The sequence below is a fragment of the Halococcus dombrowskii genome (assembly GCF_022870485.1).
Taxonomy (GTDB): domain Archaea; phylum Halobacteriota; class Halobacteria; order Halobacteriales; family Halococcaceae; genus Halococcus; species Halococcus morrhuae.
Genome location: NZ_CP095007.1, coordinates 43,434 through 59,191, shown reverse-complemented (window position 1 = coordinate 59,191; position 15,758 = coordinate 43,434). Strand labels below are relative to the sequence as shown.

The following is a 15,758-nucleotide window of genomic DNA, read 5'->3' as shown; positions in this document are numbered from 1 at the left end:
AGCGGCGAGCTTTGTCGTTCCAGAGTGCTCGGACTGATCGCCGAAACTCGAAAATACCGATAGCGAAGGCGTGACGTATCCACCCTAATTCAGCCATTCGTCACCTCAACTCCAGTGTCGTCCGCAGAATCGATTGCATCCGAACCATCAGTAGTGAGTTCAAGGAACGCATCTTCGAGGGTCCCAGTTTGGCTGGTTTCTGCGCGTTGGGTGAGTTCTTCGGGTGTGTCTTCGGCCACGAGACAGCCATCGTACAGAATCCCGACAGTGTCAGCGACCTCTTCGACGACCGGGAGAATATGCGTCGAGAGGAATATGGTGGTTCCAGCATCGGCAAGATCACGAATCATTTCGCGAAGTGTACGAGCAGCACGTGGATCAAGTCCCGAGGTAGGCTCATCAAGGAAGACGACGTCCGGTTCGTGCAGGACAGCCTGAATATAGGCGGTTTTCTGTTTCATCCCCTTTGAGTAGTCAGTGATCCGGGTCGAGGCATCAGCAGTGAGATTAAGCGCATCAAGCAGTTCGTCGATGCGCTGTCGTGTCGATTTCTCGGGAAGGTCACGAAGGCCGGCAGCATATTCGAGCTGTTCGTTGGCAGTCGCCTGTTCATAGAGTGGTGGTTCTTCGGGGAGGTAGCCGATCTGCGGGCGAAGATCGTCACGGTCTGTGATCGAGACATCAGCGATAGATCCGGTCCCACTTGTCGGCCGAGTAAGACCGGTCAGCATTCGCATTGTCGTGGTTTTCCCCGCTCCATTGGGCCCGAGAAACCCATAGACGGTCCCTTCGGGGATGGTGAGTGAGAGTTCGTCGACGGCGAGGGTGGTTTCGTAACGTTTCGTCAAGTCAGTGGTGTCAATTGCGCTCATTCGTAGCGTATGATGAATCACCAGTGATTGTTGATGTTACGACTCAGTTGAATCCGCAAACGGCAGCGAGCATACGGATGTCGAGTACAGGGGGATCATCGATTGGGCGAAGAAATGGAGCGTATTCGGTTTCTATTGGGCCTTCAGCGCAGGAGGGGTTTCCCGCACCTTCGACGCTGTGCAAGGCGTTCACGGGCTCTGATAAGCATCTGGGGAGAGCTGTTCCGCCGCTCGACGGAGCAGCTCACCCAGACCGGTCACGCCGCGATCGATCCCACCTACTTCGACCGTCACCAGACATCAACTCACTACCTCAAATGGACACTAGATCGTCAATGAATCTGAAGCCGTTGACGAATGTTACTGCGTCATCGTAGCCTTCGCTCGCGAGCACAGTTTTTGCACCCTCGCCGGCAGCAATATCGGTCGTGTAGATGTAGGCATGAGCCGTGTTTTCCGAATTGAGTGCCTGTGCGGCAAGTCCTCCAAGGGCGGGATCGGCTCGTTCGACCTCATCGGCTGGGCGATCGTCAGCGTTCGCGATGTATCGTTGGATACCATCCATCGTCTTCGAGACGACTGGAGTCGCGTAGTCCAATGAGTCAGCAATGCGAACCCAGCCATCGTCGATAGCAGAATCGATCGGAACTGCTTCCGTTTCACTGATCTCGCTATCCTCAGCCCCGGTCAACTCCGCGTAGATCCGTTTCGGGACGACGAAGGTGATCTGGTTGCGCTCGGCGAAGGTCCGCACTCGCTGATAACGCTCGTTCGACGAATCTCCGAGTGCAACGAAAAATCCTGTATCCGCGATGTGGAGAGCGCTCACGCGTCGGGGTTTTCGTCATCAACAACGTCTGCCAGCGACGCACCAGAATCATCGAGCGAGAAGTGACCGTGAACGATCGGCCGAAGTGCCTGGAGAATCAATTCAGCTTCGAGCTCGGAGATATCGAGATCGTCGGCGACGAGACGATGGGTAGTTTCGCCCTGCTCACGGGCGATAGTGTGGGAAAGCGCGGTTGCGAGTCCGTGCACGCCGTGGCGATCGATATACGAATCGATGGTGTCGTCGGTTGGTCGACGCGCAACTGCGGCGATCAGGGCGGGCGAGATGGTGTACTCACGATCGTCGTTGGTGGTCAGTGTGAGTTCGATTTCAACGGCTGCGTACCGCTGTGGCTGACCGTCTGCTGTAGGAGTGAGAACACCAGCATCGGTGAGCTGATTGATGTAGTTGTAGGCGGTCCCCTGTGCGAGATCCAGCTCGTCGATGAGCTCGCTGGCAGTTGCTTCACCCTCCCGGTAGAAGAAATCATAGACACGAGCGAGCTGGGGCTGTTCGAGGAGATCAGCGATAGAGAGGAAATCGCGAACGATCTCCCCTTCCTGCCGTGAAGCTGTCCGTGACATAGTTGAAGCGCGTGTTTACAGATTATGCATAATCTGGAATAAGTCTGTCGGTCGGCTCACGGATGTTGAGAGTGGTACTCCTAATGCATGGTCCCATGCCGAAGTTCGAATCCATCGGTTACTTCCGGTGTCTGTAATTTGCAATTACACCGTGTTCGACCTGCCAATTGTTTTCGCGTGGAGATAATTCACTGAGACGGTGACGACAACGCTTGAAAGTGTCCCGATGAAGAAGCCGTTGATGACTTGTTCAGGTATCGGGAATATAGAGAAAACGGTCGCCACTATGATCATAGCACCCCCCATAACGAGCAATCGGCCGGCATACCCGATGTCCTCGAGCCACTGTGCAAGGGATCTGCCCAGTGGCGACCTCGCACCAGGGCCGGCGATAAGCACTCCGAGAACGAATGTCGCTACTGCTACCGGCCAAGCGATTCCAGAACCCGGATCTTGGTTGGGGAGATAGTCTGTTGTCAATACGATGAAAGCCAACACTACCGCGAAAAGATCTACTCTGCTGGGTGGTCGGGGTGGAAGCAGGACTGAAAGTCTCGATACATCCATGGTCTTATTGTTCGTAGACGTGTCTTATGGATAATTCTTTCCGCTGAGAGCATTCGGGAATACACCGATCACGCCGGCTGCTGCGTATCGGCCACAGACGAGCAGCGGGAGATCCAACTATGACGAGCACCGCGAGCGCACCGGTTGATGCGATTCGCGAATACAGCTATTGCTGGGGGACCGAGAGCGGCTACAAATCGATCAAACGTTTCATGCCAGCAACGACGTCGAAGAGTTTCGTACTGCAATTTTCACTTCGTGTTCGCGTGCTTGCTGTATTCAATCTGGCGAGCAGTTGATCTGCTCGTCCACGTGGCCCTGACTGACGAATACGGACGATGAATAGCAAAGCGTGTCCAGTATACATGAGCAGATGGCAGCCGCCAATGGTTGAATCTAGATGAAGTATGCAAACTTAACAATCTGCATTCTCATACCATTACGCCCACTATGCCCACATCGATACTTTCAGCGTGGCTTCCGAATAAAGCTCCGACGTGGGGGACTGTTTTCATTTGGATTACCGCCGCAATAATGCTGATCAGCTATCGATTTGACACAACCATCGCTTGGGTCTGGCGGTGGGTTATAGCGGGATTTGTTCTGACAGCGATTGCATTTGGACCTGTTTCGAGAACAGCCATCGGATGCCGAATCAGCAGTTGGTTTCAAGATAGTGGGATGGGCGATATTGGCCTCTTGATCGTCCTCTCTTTAGCCGTAATCTTCGGTATTGGTGTTGTATTTGACGGTTCGGCAGTACCAGCAACTAACTTTGGTAGCGGGGTATTTCTCTGGTTTCTTGTGTTCATCCCGTTACAACATTCGTCTTTAGCTAATTCCTGTAGTTGATTGAGCGGCGGTAGCGAACCGTTCTTGGAGGACTGGGCGCTGTTGATGGATCTTCTGTGCGTCGGCGATCATCCGCTCTAACAACGGTGGTGGCGAGTAGCCGAGGTAATCGCTGAGTCGCTTGAGGATTCGCTGGGCGTGCGACCGGAAGGTCGCCGCCCAGCGCTCCGGTGGAAACACCGCGTCATCGTCCGCGTGCTCGATCACCAACTCCAACAGCTCACGGCTCACCAACAGCGTCAGTACCGCCGCATACAGCAGAATCTCCACTACCGCAGGGTTGCTCGTGTCGAATTCGTCGAGTTCGTACTGCGTCTTCAGCTCGCGAAACAGCAACTCCACCGCCCACCTGCAACGGTACATCGTCGCTATATCCGCCGGCAAGAACCACTTTCTCGGCAGGTTCGTGATGTAGAAGTGGTAGTCGTCGGCGTCCTCGTTGCGGACGCCGACGACGCGGAACCGCTTCGTATCCCACGACCGCGTCCCCGCGTATGGTCCGCGTCTGAACTCCACCTCAACCTCGACGTCGACGTATTTGCGGTGGAGATCATCCGCGATATCGAAGATCTGCTCGCCTTCCAGCGGAATGGCGCGTCCGCGCCATTCGCGCAGTTCTGCGACGATCTCCGGCTTCGTGTTCCGCTTGAGACGGCTCACGAAGTAGCCGCCGTTCTCGTCGATCCGAGCGAAGCGACGGAACTTGAAGTATGCTAAATCGAGAATCAGCAACCGTCCTTTCAGCCACGATCCCGTTTTGAATTCGGTGCTGTCGTGGGGACGTTCGCCAGTGATAGAGAGCTTCTCGATGGTTCGATCGGTGACGTTGTGGAGCAGGTGGAGCTTCGCTCCAGCCTGCTCCTCGCGTCGTCCCTGGTACTGCTCCTTCAGGAACCGATGTAACCGCAGAACGGTTGCATCGGCGATCATCACGTCTCTGAATTGATCGAGCTCGTCACTGACCGTGTGCGGGACGGCGACCTCGTCGAGCGCGAACTCGACGAGGTCGCGGAGGTACGCGGCGAACAGCGGTGTCAGCCGCTGGTAGAAACCACCAGGCGAGAGCGTCTTGTCGGCAGTAGCGTTGTAGGCACGACGGAACGCGGCGAGTGTTCGGCTCTCGCCAGCGGCGAAGCCGAACACGAACGCCCAGACCATCGCTGGAACCTGGAACTTGCCGTCGCGTTCGACCACGCCGACTGCCTCGGCGTGGTCTTCAAGCGCAGTCGATGGAAAGAGCGTAGTGAGCCGGCGTTCAATTCGATCCGAGGAGGGTTCTGGAGTCACACCGAACTCCTCCTCACTCGGTTCATGAACCGACTTCGCTTCCAGCCGCAGTCATGCGGTTTGTCTCTTAGCTAAAGACGGATGGATTATCCCGATACAGAACCGACAGTCGAAACGCGGATGTAGGCGACGATTTGCACGGCGTGCTCGGACGTCCTAACCGTACCGCGATTGAGCATACCAAGAACGGGGGTTTTCGTATCGGTATGGAAAACTACTGTTTTTCGTACTGTCAGTGCAGGTAGTCGATTACGTGATTTCTACCACTTAACCCCTAGGAGCGAGAACCGGACAATATGTCGGATCAATTGGACGGCCATACAAGTGTGTGGCTGGTTGAACGCACCTACTCTGACGATGAGCAGAATTTGATCATCCTCACTTATGCGACCCCCGACGGTGAGCAATACTACCGGAAAGAGCGGGCACTCACCTCCTTCACCGACGTGCGCGATACCACAGCGGCTGTCAATGCTGAACCGAATAATCTCGGCACTGTCGATGATCCCGACCTCCAAGAGCAGTACGCCGCCGAGGCACAGCGGATGCAGGAAACGCACGATCCCGACGACGTGATCTGATCCAACTGGTCGAATCTAACAGAGTAAACCACCTGTTATGGCTCTGTAGTGCCTATCGGAACCTATGCGCGAGCTCGTCTTTGCCCTCAAATACGAACCCGACTGCAACCGGGTAGCTGATATTCTCGCTGACCATCCAGATGCTTCGATTCGATCGCTCTCGCTACACGTTACTGAGGAGCGTCTCTGGCGTGTCGATCACGCCACGGGGACGCCCGACGCTCTCGCTGACATCGAAAATGCCTTTCTCAACAGCGATTACTACGCGGACTGTCTTGCCACCGAGGACTGTGACGCTACTCAGAGTACACAGGTTCTCGATCATACCGACGACACACTCGTTCTCTACTCGTACTGGGAGCGCACTCCCCTCTGTTCGTCCATCCCGCACATCGCACGCGATCACCTCGGTGACGGCTTGCTGTTCGATACGCGCCACGAGAGTCGTCACTATACCTGGCGCATCATCCACTCCGGCGAGGGAGATGTGAGTGGGTTCTTCAACGAGCTTGAAACTGCCGTCGGCGACTGCGCGCAGATGGAGATGCTCCGAACGGCAGCTGCCTCGACACCGCCGAGCAACAGAGACAGCAGTGCGACTGAGTTATCACCAGAACAGGAAGCGGCTCTCCAGGCCGCCGTCGAACACGGTTACTACGAGTCACCACGGGAGGTCGATGTGTCTGAGTTGGCTGAACATCTTGACGCGCCACGGTCGACGCTTACCTACCGACTCCGGCGAGCGGAGGAACACTTGGCAAAGCGGTACGTCGCTCGCGAGCAGCTGCCAGACGAGCCATCGACGCCGCTCTGATTTAGCCCCAAAATTGGAATGTTCCAACTAACGCTTATCGAGTTGACTGCCCTATCTCGTAGTGATGACCGAAATCGTAGACGCAGCGGAGCGGGAAAACGACGGTGGGCAGGCGCGAGAGTTGTCCGTCCGGCTCACTGTTCCGGAGATGGACTGCCCCTCCTGTGCGCAGAAAGTAGACAAGAGTCTCCAGCGCGTCGACGGGATCACTGACACCGCCCTCCAACCCACCACGGGCACAGCCACGGTGACCTATGATTCAGACCGTGCTGCCGAGGCCGACGTGATTGCAGCCATCGAGGGCGCAGGCTATGATGTCGTCGGCGGCGAAGACGGTGCTGACGAAGAATCCGCCGATGGCATGGAAATTGCACCTCCGTCGGAGATTTGGACGAGTTCGCGCGCTATCAAAACGTGGATTGGAGCGGGATTTGTCGTGCTCGGGCTCCTCTTCGAGTTCGTCCTTGCCGGACAGAACCCTGAGGTTGCGACCCTTCTCGGCTATTCGCTCACGCTTGCGGATGGGTTGTTTCTCGTCGCGATCGCCATCAGCGGGTATCCTGTCGTTCGTGGGGGATACTACTCAGCACGGAATCTGAGTCTCGACATCGACCTTCTGATGGGGACGGCGATCATCGCTGCCACCGGGATCGGCTACTTCGTCGAAGCCGCGACGCTTGCCGTCCTGTTCAGTATCGCGGAACTGCTCGAAGATTACGCGATGGACCGGGCACGGAACTCCCTCCGTGAATTGATGGAACTCTCGCCGGATGAGGCCACCGTCCGCCGGAATGGCGACGAGGTGACCGTGCCAGCCGAAGACGTTGAGGTGGGTGAGACCGTCATCGTCCGCCCCGGCGACAAGATTCCACTCGACGGCTCAGTTGTGGACGGAGAAAGTGCGGTCGATGAATCCCCGATCACTGGCGAGAGCGTGCCTGTCGACAAGTCCGTGGGTGAAGAAGTGTATGCTGGAAGTATCAACGAGGAGGGCTATCTTGAAGTGGAGGTCACCTCGACAGCGGGCGATTCGACGCTTTCACGGATCATCGAGATGGTACAGGGCGCTCAGGAGAAGAAAACGGAGAAAGAGCAGTTCGTGGATCGGTTTTCAGGGTACTACACGCCCGCAGTCGTCGTGCTGGCGATCCTCACAGCGGCGGTGCCGCCACTCGCGCTCGGGTGGCCGTGGCAGACATGGTTCATTCGCGGGTTGACCCTGCTCGTCATCGCGTGCCCATGCGCGTTCGTCATCTCGACACCTGTTTCGGTCGTTTCCGGGATCACGAGTGCTGCGAAGAACGGCGTGCTGATCAAGGGCGGTAACCACCTCGAAGCGATGGGTGAGGTCGATGCTATCGCGATGGACAAGACCGGGACGCTCACGAGGGGCGAACTTTCTGTCACCGACATCATTCCGTTCGGAAACCATAGCGAGTCAGATGTTCTCCGATACGGTGCAGGAGTGGAACAGCGAAGTGAACATCCGATTGCTGAGGCGGTCCTCGCCCGTGCCGATGAGGACGACGTGACTCATCTTCCAACCCCCACTGACTTCGAGAGTTTGACTGGAAAAGGTATTCGAGCCACAATCGACGGAGAGACCTACTTTGTCGGCAAGCCTGCACTGTTCGAGGAACTCGGATTCGACGTCCCACAAGCTCGCCGCGCGACCGACGGTGGGGCCGTGCTAGAAGACGTCGCTGCGGACTCTGGTCTGGAGGCACAGGAGAGCGAGTACGCGGACCATGTGCTCGCCGGACTTGAGGAGGAGGGGCGAACAGTCGTCCTCGTGGGGACGGAAACGGACGTAGTGGGTGCCATCGCAATTGCAGATGAAGTTCGTTCAACCTCGCAGCGTACCGTTGAGCGCCTGCATGAGTTGGGCGTCGACCGCGTCGTGATGCTCACAGGTGACAACGAGGGAACGGCCCAAGCGATTGCCGAGCAAGTCGGTGTCGACGAGTACCGTGCGGAACTCCTCCCTGATCAGAAGGTTGAGGCAATCGACGAACTCCGTGATGAGTACGGTGACATCGCAATGGTCGGCGATGGAGTAAATGATGCACCGGCGCTTGCGACCGCGACTGTCGGGGTTGCGATGGGGGCGGCCGGAACGGATACGGCACTTGAAACGGCCGACATCGCGCTGATGGGTGACGATCTCTCGAAACTCCCCTACCTGTATGCGCTCTCAAACAAGGCGAACGGCGTCATCCGAGAGAACATCTGGGTGAGCCTCGGTGCGAAAGCGCTGCTCGCGGTTGGGGTGCCACTCGGCTACGTGAGCGTCGCGCTTGCGGTCGTCGTCGGCGACATGGGGATGAGCCTCGGTGTAACGGGGAATGCGCTGCGTCTCTCTCGAATTCAGCCTGAAATTTTCAACACGGAATAGCCGTTGACTATCGAGGCCAGAATATGCTGAGAAGGTAAGTGAGAGTACTTGATACTGAGACAAAGGTGGAGATACAAGCACATTTTGGCACTCTTGCCGCCCGTATAGTCGTCTGAACACAGAAATTTGATAATAGCGCTCTACGTTTTCCTGTGAACCACTCCTTCGTTAGAAGATAAGATATAAAAGTTTAGCCGACTCTAATCCGGAGCATGCCGAGCGACGTGATGGAAGACTATCTCAAAGCGATCTACTCACTCGAACGGGCTGGAGAGACACCAGTTTCGACCTCCCGGATAGCGGAGTATCTAGACGTCACCCGACCAACGGTCTCCAGTATGATCGAGAGATTGACTGAGCGGAACCTGCTTGAACGCGAAAAATACACGGGTGTTTGCCTCACAGATGAAGGTGAGACGGTCGCACTCGAAGTCGTGCGTCACCACCGTCTGCTTGAGGCATACCTCGCCGAACAGTTAGGGTACGACTGGAGTGAGGTCCACGAAGAAGCCGACGCGCTCGAACACCACATCAGCGAAACCTTCGAGCGCCGCGTCGCCCAGGCACTTGGCGACCCCGAGGTGGACCCGCACGGTGATCCCATTCCCAGCGTTGACCTCGACCCGCTGGTCGAGAACGAGAACAACCGCCTCAGCGACTACGAAGAAGGCGCGCATGTGCAGGTCACCCGAGTGCGCGACCGTGACCACGAAGATCTTGCCTACCTCGAACGCGCTGGTGTCACGCCGGGCACTGAACTCGACATCGTTGATATCGCCCCGTTCGGCATGGTGACGGTACGCAGCGATAGCGGCGAGCAGAGCCTTCCACAAGGAATCGCCAAGTCGATTCGCGTCTCCCGGATTAAATCGACCGACTCCCCTTCAACCGAGGTGAGCGGCGCGTGACGGGATGGCTGGAAATCGTGGTGATCGCTTTCGTCGCGCAGTTGGCGGTGCTGCCGGGCGAAAAAGTACAGTACATCATCGCCGGTCTCTCGACGCGGTACAGGCCGTTGCTCGTCGTTAGCGCCGCCGGACTGGCGTTCGCAGGCTGGACCGCTCTCGAAATCCTCGCTGGACGGGCGCTGCAAGCCGCGCTTTCTCCGACGGTCCTCAACGTCCTAACGGGGTGTCTGTTCCTCCTATTCGCCGTGCTGCTGTACCGGTCGATTCCTGAGAAGAACAATCCGGAGGAGGTCGCTCGGCAGACCGACGGCGGGGTTGCGGGGATCGCGCCGACCATCGACGCGCCGACAGTGTTTGGGCGCGACCTCTCGGAGTCGTTCGGCGGGTTCGTCCCGATTTTCCTGTTGATGGCTGCTGGTGAGTTCGGTGACAAAACTCAGCTCGTGACCATTGGTCTTGCCGCCCAGTATGGCGCAACCTCGGCTATCTGGGTGGGCGAGATGTTCGCTATCATTCCCGTGAGCCTCGCTAATGCGTTTTTCTTTCATCGATTCTCTCACCGGGTCGATATCCGGAAGGCACATCTTGCCGGTGTGGCACTGTTCGCTTTTTTCGCGTTCGACACCTTCCTTGCAGTGTTCACAGGATTCTCGATCTGGGGAACGTTCGTCGAAACCGTCTCAGGTATTGCCGGAGAACTCATCTGACCCGCCACCGAAGAATCTCCTGAACCAGAGATCGGCTACACGAATTCATTATGTCAATAACTTGAGATTTTTTGACAGTGTTGATTTCGAACCCAGTCGTGCATGAGCAATCTACCTGCCTGACTTCAGTCTAATATCGTGCATCACTGGCCTTCTGTACCGGCTGTAGTCTCATCTTCTGAGATCTCGCATTTGGGGGATCTACAAACGAAAACCGGGTGTTTGTAGCTGAAATATGATACTTGAACCGGCGTTGTTCCGTCGATCGACTTCAGATAGAAGTCACTTTCGTTGTATTATTTTATATCCAATTAAAATAGGTAGATATTATCGACCGAGGAAAACAGCTGTCGCTCACCGCCGTGTGGACCCGAAAACCGCGAGGACTCTTACCCGTATTCCTTGAAGAATTCCCCGAGCGCGCGGCAGAACGTCTTCGCCGTCAGTACCGGCTGCGATCGGATGTCTTTGTCCATGGCGACTTTCACCAGGAAATCCGTCAGTCTCCAGAGGTTGTAGACCAGCGCTGCGAACACGAAGTTGTGGAATCGTGTCCGAAAGTCAGTCGAAGACGTTCGGGGGAAGAAGTTCTTGATCGACTTGAACTGGTTTTCGATGTCCCACCGCCGCCGATAAATATTCGGCCAGTGGTGGATCTCGTCCGGCTCGACGTGACCGTGGTTCGTGACGAATATCGCGTAGTCGCCGTCTTCATCGTCATTCCGCGAGGGAACATAGATCTGTTCGGCCTCGTGATCCTCGCCGACCTCGGCACTCACCTCTTGGTTATGCTTGACTGCGCCGTCGGCTGTTGGATGCTCCTGGATGCTCTCGATATCCTCTAACTCGCCAGCGTACTGCTGCATGGGTGCGACGTAGGTGAGTCCGTGCTCTTCGACCACGCAATCGACCTCATCGCCTCGGAGCCCGCGATCGTACAACACGATGTCGATGTCGACGAGTTGCTGTGCTTTCGTTAACAGCCGATCGACGATTTCGTGGTTCGAGTGAAATGGTGCGTCGTCTGCTTCCCAGCCCGAGCGGTGTTTGACCGGCTCGACCCCGAGGATGATCGGCGGAACGTTACCGGCAAGCGTGATCGTCGCGTACTTGTATCCGCGTTTCGTCTGCTTGTTCTCTTTGTACCCGCTGACCATCGGCGGGAAGTCCTCTTTGGCGATGCCTGCGTCCTTGTCTTCCCATGGAGTCGGATGGAACTGTTCGGTGGTGATGTCGATTGCGGCGATGTTCACTCGATCGTCGAACACGTTCTCGCCCTCGATCGAGCTGATGACGTTTTCGGTTGCTGTATCGAATCCTCGGGTGACGTCATCCCGTATCACGGCGATCTGCTCCATAAGTTCCAGCTCTTCGAAGTCGGAGAGTGCAGCCTGCTTCCGTTGGTGTCCGTGATATGTCTGCCCGACTTGCTTGACCGCACGCATAAACGTTGCTCCATCCGGAATGTAGTCGTCGTCGGTGAGCCATCCGACCTCGCCTTCGGTGTAGGCAGCGGTCTCCGTCGCACACATTCGACCGTGCATCTCGAAGATGGCCCGATCGGAGTGTTTTTTGTTGTCTGCCCGGCCGGTTTCGAAGTGCGGAATCGCGTGTTTCTTGACGAGCTCGAACGTTTTGTTGCTCTGCTCGCGCTTGTACTCCCGCTTTGGCGTGCCGTCGTCGTCGGTGTCTTCGTCGGTGAGATTATGCGGAGCGAGTGCTTCGCGGATCACTCCCTCGTCGACGGCGGCAGTTGCGATAGCTCGTGCAACCACCTCGATCGAGTGCTGGGTCTGTGGGGAGAAGCGGTCGTTCCACGTATTCCAGAACGTCTGTTGGGTGGGTGCTCGATTCACGCCGAACCATCGCTGAAGATGGGGACGCATCGTCAGGAGGTCCGAGAGGTAGTTATCGGAGACATCCTTCACCTTGCGGTAAAGAATGAGCTTGACCATCGCTCCGAACGGGAATTCCGTGTTGGTCTTCTGAACATCTCCCTCCTCCTGTCGAGCGCTCTCCATAGCCGACGTAGTGGTTTCGTCTGGATGGTAGCGATCCGTGGCGAACGTCTCCGGGACGACGAGATGACGCAGCGCCTGGGCGAGCGTATCGGCGGTTTCGAGTTCCGATTCCGCTTCTGAAACCAGCATCTCGACGGCCTGCCCGCGGAGATCGTCGGGGATGGCGGTCTCGTCAGTCATCGGTCACCCGCCTCCTAATCGGTGGGGTGCTGTGATTTACCACTCTGGACCGGCTGAAACCGCGATTTTGCTGGGCCTGACTCTCGACTTTCTCGCACGGCTCTGATTCGAACATGAGTTGATGGTTGTGGTGGGATTCTTGTACTCCAAATCAGAGCATATGTATCCGGGCGCGATTTCCGATTTCCGCTTGTAGCGCGTCGAATCTGTCTTGTGGTAGCCCCTGCGCCGACTTGAACCTGTGCCGCGAATTGAATGTAAAGCTTGACGACACTCCAATTCCGAGCAGACTAAGGGTTATATTCCGCTCTGTAACGGACTATAAAACTGAACCGATGAACACCTCATTTGCGGCGTTTTTCGAGAGAAAAGGGGCGGTTGAATTGCTGTGTATCGCAGATCGACGGGACTTCCAGGGCCGATTCACCGATCTCGATGACGAGATCAACGTGAGCCATTCGACCCTCTCGAAGCGCCTCAGCGAGGCCCAGGAACTCGGTCTCATTACCGTCGCGATCAACCCCGAGGCGAGCTCTCCCGAAACCGTTTACAGAACAACACAGACAGGAAAGCAAATCCAGAATGAGATGAGAAAGTTGGGTCTCCCGCGAACGTACGAGAGACTGCGAACTGTCGAGGAACTCTTCGCGGAAGGGTCAGAGGAGCTGGTGGAGTGGACCGAGAGCTTGGACGCGGCGTTAGCGGAAAAAGCCGAGGAATACTCCAAGCAAGTCGAGGATCCGGACGTTAATATGAATCCAGATGTAGAGTTCAGTCCGTTGGATTCACAGGTCAAGAGCGCTGTTTTCGATGATCTTGAAAGTATTGAACGGTGATATTTTTGGTGTCGATTGCTGTCTAATCGCGGATACTCGAACGACGGTAAGGGTCCTATCGGTGTTTGAACGAACAGCGAACCGACAGCCGGTTCAACGATCGTGACGAGACTGAGCTTCCGGGTTTGGGCCGCTGAGCGTCCCGAGAACTGAATTTTCGGCACATTCCGGACACACTGGTGGGTTCATCATGTCCCCGTCCCACTGTATTGCATCCCACGCGTGACGATACTCACACAGAGGGCAGTGCCAGTCGTAGACGTCGAACTCCTCGGCTAACTCTGGGTGTTCGTGAGCCAACGTCGGCGTGAGCTTTGCACCACTTTCGGCGTGGGCGTCGAGGTACTCGGTGATCTGGTTGCGGGGATAGTCGTCGACCAGCGGCAGAAAGCCTGTAACGCCAGTATCCGAGAACGGCCGGTCGCTCTTGCCACATCGGTGCTTGAACGAGCAAAACGAACACTCCCATTCGTACTCCGGATCTGCTGGAGGAAGTGTCTCTGTCTGCCGGAAATCGGTGTGCGTGGCTGCCCACTGGAGTACGCGTTCCCAGAAAGCCGCGCTGAATGGCTCCTCGAACACCCGGACATCCATCGAAGTTCGCCCGCCGTAGATGATCACGGCGTCTTCCACGGAGCTGTCGTACTTCTCGGAGAGGCCGTGCATGTAGGCGTGGACCTGTGCTCGGTGATGGCGATTCGGCTCATTGAGACCGTCGAGCGAGGACTTGGTCTTCACCTCGGTGACCAGTAGCGGCTCGCTCTCGTGGTCGACGATCACCGGATCGGTTGAGCCCTTGAAGCGGAGCTCTTCGCTACCGGGTGTTTCTAGGGTGTCGTCGATCCACATCGAGTTCCGGACGTACGTGTTCTCGCCCGCGACTGTGTCTTGGAGGTACGGAACGACGACGTCCTCCTCAAAGAGTTGGCCGGACCAGAAGATGCCTTCCGGTGGTTCACGCTCTTCGGGAGCGTTGGTCTGACGGTAGGCGATCTTCCGGTGACACTGGAGCAGATTGCTCGGCGCGTGGCGTTCGGGCTCAGGGACCGGCGAGGGACCGTTGAAGTAGGGCCTCCCCTCCCGGATGTTCTGAGCGAACTCGCGTTCGGCGTACCACTCCGCGAAGCTCTCAGCGTTGATCTGCTGAGCAAATCGGTTCGTGCGTTCCCTACCGGCCATCGTCTCTACCTCCCTGAGATCGCTTCGGCGGACGGGAGTCGGTCGTGCAATGGTTCATCCCACCAGGACGCTGGATGGAGACGCAGGTATAGTTGCGCGCGTGATTTCCGTTTCCCTGTGAACGCAGCCTACGGCGTCACGAGACTGGGTGGTAAGTGCGCCCGCGGTTGTCGCCCTCGGCAATGATGAGGTTGTAGTGGCGGAGCTTCTGGAGGTAGTTGCGCACCATTCGCTTGGTCTTGGGTTTGTTCACGCGGTCGCTGTAGCGTTCGTAGAGCTCACCCGAGGCAACGTCGCCGTGTTCGGCGATGATCTCGTAGAGCGTCTGCTGGTCAGGAGTGAGTTTCTCAGTGTTTTTCTGTTTGATTTCCGATTTCGCTTCCGGAACCGCTTCGCGGATGATCTCATACGAGATAGATTCCATATCTTCCTGGTCGGCTCGGCGGCCAGCCGTGCGGAGAACCCCGATTGCGACGCGAGCATCACCAGCTGCTGCGTCTGCGATGGTCGCCAGTTGCTCGGTGGCAATCACTCCCTCACGGAGTCCCCACCGGACGCGATCTTCGAGAATCGAGACGAGTTCGTCAAGCGTGTATTTCTCGAAATGGACGCGAGTAGCAGTCTGAAGCCGGCTCACGAGACGGTCATCGAGCCGTGAGAACAGCTCCTCTTCGCCATTGGCGACCAACACCATCGTGAGGCCAGGCGTTCGATAGAGATCGTAGAGGACGCTCGTATCTTCGAGCTGGTCGACCTCATCGAGGATGACGACGTAGGGCGGTCCTTCGTCTGCGCGTAGACGTTCGAGAAGCTCGTCCTTCGGAGTGGACTGGCGGTGGACGTCGAAGGCGCGGTCGAGGCCTTCGAGGAGGCGATACAAGAGCTTGAACCGGGAGTAGTCCTCCCAGCAATTGATGTACTGAGAGTTAACCTTGAGAGCGGTCTCGCGGAGGCGCTGAACAGTGAAGCGCGCGGTGCAGGTCTTCCCAGCGCCCGATGGACCACACAGCAGGGCAGTCTCAGCGGGATTGCCGTCCGTGATGGGCCGGAGCGCACTCGACAGGTGGCTCACTTCGGCATCCCGGTGAACCACATCCCGAGGGACGAACTCGGGACGCAGCACGCGAGCATTCACGATCATGGGTG

The 15,758-nt window shown here is 56.9% G+C and carries 15 protein-coding genes and 2 pseudogenes; 9 read left to right on the top strand and 8 right to left on the bottom strand.

Going from position 1 to position 15,758, the window contains the following annotated elements; all coding sequences use genetic code 11:
- Nucleotides 1–89 precede the first annotated feature (89 nt).
- On the bottom strand, nucleotides 90–872 hold the full coding sequence (locus tag MUK72_RS16540; RefSeq protein WP_244706328.1) for an ABC transporter ATP-binding protein: 783 nt from the start codon (nucleotides 870–872) through the stop codon (nucleotides 90–92).
- A gap of 67 nt (nucleotides 873–939) precedes the next feature.
- On the opposite strand from MUK72_RS16540, the pseudogene MUK72_RS16535 reads away from it, so the two are divergent.
- Nucleotides 940–1,190 (top strand): annotated as a pseudogene (locus MUK72_RS16535) (IS5/IS1182 family transposase); the annotation flags it as partial.
- On the opposite strand, the gene MUK72_RS16530 reads toward MUK72_RS16535, so the two are convergent.
- From MUK72_RS16530 to MUK72_RS16520, 3 genes are all read right to left on the bottom strand, one after another.
- Complete coding sequence (locus MUK72_RS16530; protein ID WP_244706326.1) at nucleotides 1,186–1,701, bottom strand: PIN domain-containing protein; 516 nt, start codon at nucleotides 1,699–1,701, stop codon at nucleotides 1,186–1,188. The pseudogene MUK72_RS16535 and the gene MUK72_RS16530 overlap by 5 nt on opposite strands.
- A complete protein-coding gene (locus tag MUK72_RS16525; RefSeq protein ID WP_244706324.1) occupies nucleotides 1,698–2,285 on the bottom strand; it encodes a winged helix-turn-helix domain-containing protein in 588 nt (195 codons plus the stop codon). Before MUK72_RS16525 ends, MUK72_RS16530 begins: the two co-directional genes overlap by 4 nt.
- Nucleotides 2,286–2,429: 144 nt before the next feature.
- Nucleotides 2,430–2,852 carry a hypothetical protein gene (locus MUK72_RS16520; RefSeq protein WP_244706322.1) on the bottom strand — a complete coding sequence of 141 codons (423 nt, stop codon included), beginning with the start codon at nucleotides 2,850–2,852 and terminating at the stop codon, nucleotides 2,430–2,432.
- A 152-nt stretch (nucleotides 2,853–3,004) separates the two neighbouring features.
- Here MUK72_RS16520 and MUK72_RS16515 point away from each other — a divergent pair.
- Nucleotides 3,005–3,185 (top strand): annotated as a pseudogene (locus MUK72_RS16515) (transposase); the annotation flags it as partial.
- Between the two features lie 201 nt (nucleotides 3,186–3,386).
- On the top strand, nucleotides 3,387–3,704 hold the full coding sequence (locus tag MUK72_RS16510; protein WP_244706319.1) for a hypothetical protein: 318 nt from the start codon (nucleotides 3,387–3,389) through the stop codon (nucleotides 3,702–3,704).
- On the opposite strand, the gene MUK72_RS16505 is transcribed toward MUK72_RS16510, so the two are convergent.
- The gene (locus MUK72_RS16505; RefSeq protein ID WP_244706317.1) at nucleotides 3,684–4,991 is read right to left on the bottom strand and encodes an IS4 family transposase; all 1,308 of its coding nucleotides are present in this window, start codon (nucleotides 4,989–4,991) and stop codon (nucleotides 3,684–3,686) included. The genes MUK72_RS16510 and MUK72_RS16505 overlap by 21 nt on opposite strands.
- Nucleotides 4,992–5,287: 296 nt before the next feature.
- On the opposite strand from MUK72_RS16505, the gene MUK72_RS16500 reads away from it, so the two are divergent.
- From MUK72_RS16500 to MUK72_RS16480, 5 genes are all read left to right on the top strand, one after another.
- Nucleotides 5,288–5,572 carry a DUF7967 family protein gene (locus MUK72_RS16500; RefSeq protein WP_244706315.1) on the top strand — a complete coding sequence of 95 codons (285 nt, stop codon included), beginning with the start codon at nucleotides 5,288–5,290 and terminating at the stop codon, nucleotides 5,570–5,572.
- Nucleotides 5,573–5,636: 64 nt separating this feature from the next.
- Nucleotides 5,637–6,386 (top strand): helix-turn-helix domain-containing protein, encoded by a 750-nt coding sequence (locus MUK72_RS16495; protein WP_244706313.1) that lies wholly within the window; start codon nucleotides 5,637–5,639, stop codon nucleotides 6,384–6,386.
- Nucleotides 6,387–6,450: 64 nt separating this feature from the next.
- Complete coding sequence (locus tag MUK72_RS16490) at nucleotides 6,451–8,781, top strand: heavy metal translocating P-type ATPase (RefSeq protein ID WP_244706311.1); 2,331 nt, start codon at nucleotides 6,451–6,453, stop codon at nucleotides 8,779–8,781.
- Between the two features lie 212 nt (nucleotides 8,782–8,993).
- The gene (locus MUK72_RS16485; RefSeq protein ID WP_244706309.1) at nucleotides 8,994–9,689 is read left to right on the top strand and encodes a metal-dependent transcriptional regulator; all 696 of its coding nucleotides are present in this window, start codon (nucleotides 8,994–8,996) and stop codon (nucleotides 9,687–9,689) included.
- Nucleotides 9,686–10,396 (top strand): TMEM165/GDT1 family protein, encoded by a 711-nt coding sequence (locus MUK72_RS16480; RefSeq protein WP_244706307.1) that lies wholly within the window; start codon nucleotides 9,686–9,688, stop codon nucleotides 10,394–10,396. Before MUK72_RS16485 ends, MUK72_RS16480 begins: the two co-directional genes overlap by 4 nt.
- A gap of 389 nt (nucleotides 10,397–10,785) precedes the next feature.
- On the opposite strand, the gene MUK72_RS16475 is transcribed toward MUK72_RS16480, so the two are convergent.
- Entirely contained in the window at nucleotides 10,786–12,597 is a 1,812-nt protein-coding gene (locus MUK72_RS16475) for a transposase (protein WP_244706305.1), read from the bottom strand.
- 335 nt (nucleotides 12,598–12,932) lie between these two features.
- Between MUK72_RS16475 and MUK72_RS16470 the strand changes: the two genes are divergently transcribed.
- Entirely contained in the window at nucleotides 12,933–13,433 is a 501-nt protein-coding gene (locus MUK72_RS16470; protein WP_244706303.1) for a winged helix-turn-helix transcriptional regulator, read from the top strand.
- Nucleotides 13,434–13,526: 93 nt separating this feature from the next.
- On the opposite strand, the gene MUK72_RS16465 is transcribed toward MUK72_RS16470, so the two are convergent.
- Both MUK72_RS16465 and MUK72_RS16460 read right to left on the bottom strand, forming a co-directional pair.
- Entirely contained in the window at nucleotides 13,527–14,612 is a 1,086-nt protein-coding gene (locus tag MUK72_RS16465) for a CRISPR-associated protein Cas4 (RefSeq protein WP_244706301.1), read from the bottom strand.
- A gap of 136 nt (nucleotides 14,613–14,748) precedes the next feature.
- Entirely contained in the window at nucleotides 14,749–15,753 is a 1,005-nt protein-coding gene (locus tag MUK72_RS16460; RefSeq protein WP_244706299.1) for a Cdc6/Cdc18 family protein, read from the bottom strand.
- Between the last annotated feature and the right edge of the window lie 5 nt (nucleotides 15,754–15,758).

Bases quoted from the DNA above. Each gene is read 5' to 3' on its own strand.
- MUK72_RS16460 (WP_244706299.1), bottom strand. From the start codon at position 15,753: ATGATCGTGAATGCTCGCGTGCTGCGTCCCGAGTTCGTCCCTCGGGAT.
- MUK72_RS16475 (WP_244706305.1), bottom strand. From the start codon at position 12,597: ATGACTGACGAGACCGCCATCCCCGACGATCTCCGCGGGCAGGCCGTC.
- MUK72_RS16485 (WP_244706309.1), top strand. From the start codon at position 8,994: ATGCCGAGCGACGTGATGGAAGACTATCTCAAAGCGATCTACTCACTC.
- MUK72_RS16520 (WP_244706322.1), bottom strand. From the start codon at position 2,852: ATGGATGTATCGAGACTTTCAGTCCTGCTTCCACCCCGACCACCCAGC.
- MUK72_RS16495 (WP_244706313.1), top strand. From the start codon at position 5,637: ATGCGCGAGCTCGTCTTTGCCCTCAAATACGAACCCGACTGCAACCGG.
- MUK72_RS16500 (WP_244706315.1), top strand. From the start codon at position 5,288: ATGTCGGATCAATTGGACGGCCATACAAGTGTGTGGCTGGTTGAACGC.
- MUK72_RS16525 (WP_244706324.1), bottom strand. From the start codon at position 2,285: ATGTCACGGACAGCTTCACGGCAGGAAGGGGAGATCGTTCGCGATTTC.
- MUK72_RS16465 (WP_244706301.1), bottom strand. From the start codon at position 14,612: ATGGCCGGTAGGGAACGCACGAACCGATTTGCTCAGCAGATCAACGCT.
- MUK72_RS16470 (WP_244706303.1), top strand. From the start codon at position 12,933: ATGAACACCTCATTTGCGGCGTTTTTCGAGAGAAAAGGGGCGGTTGAA.
- MUK72_RS16490 (WP_244706311.1), top strand. From the start codon at position 6,451: ATGACCGAAATCGTAGACGCAGCGGAGCGGGAAAACGACGGTGGGCAG.
- MUK72_RS16510 (WP_244706319.1), top strand. From the start codon at position 3,387: ATGCTGATCAGCTATCGATTTGACACAACCATCGCTTGGGTCTGGCGG.
- MUK72_RS16540 (WP_244706328.1), bottom strand. From the start codon at position 872: ATGAGCGCAATTGACACCACTGACTTGACGAAACGTTACGAAACCACC.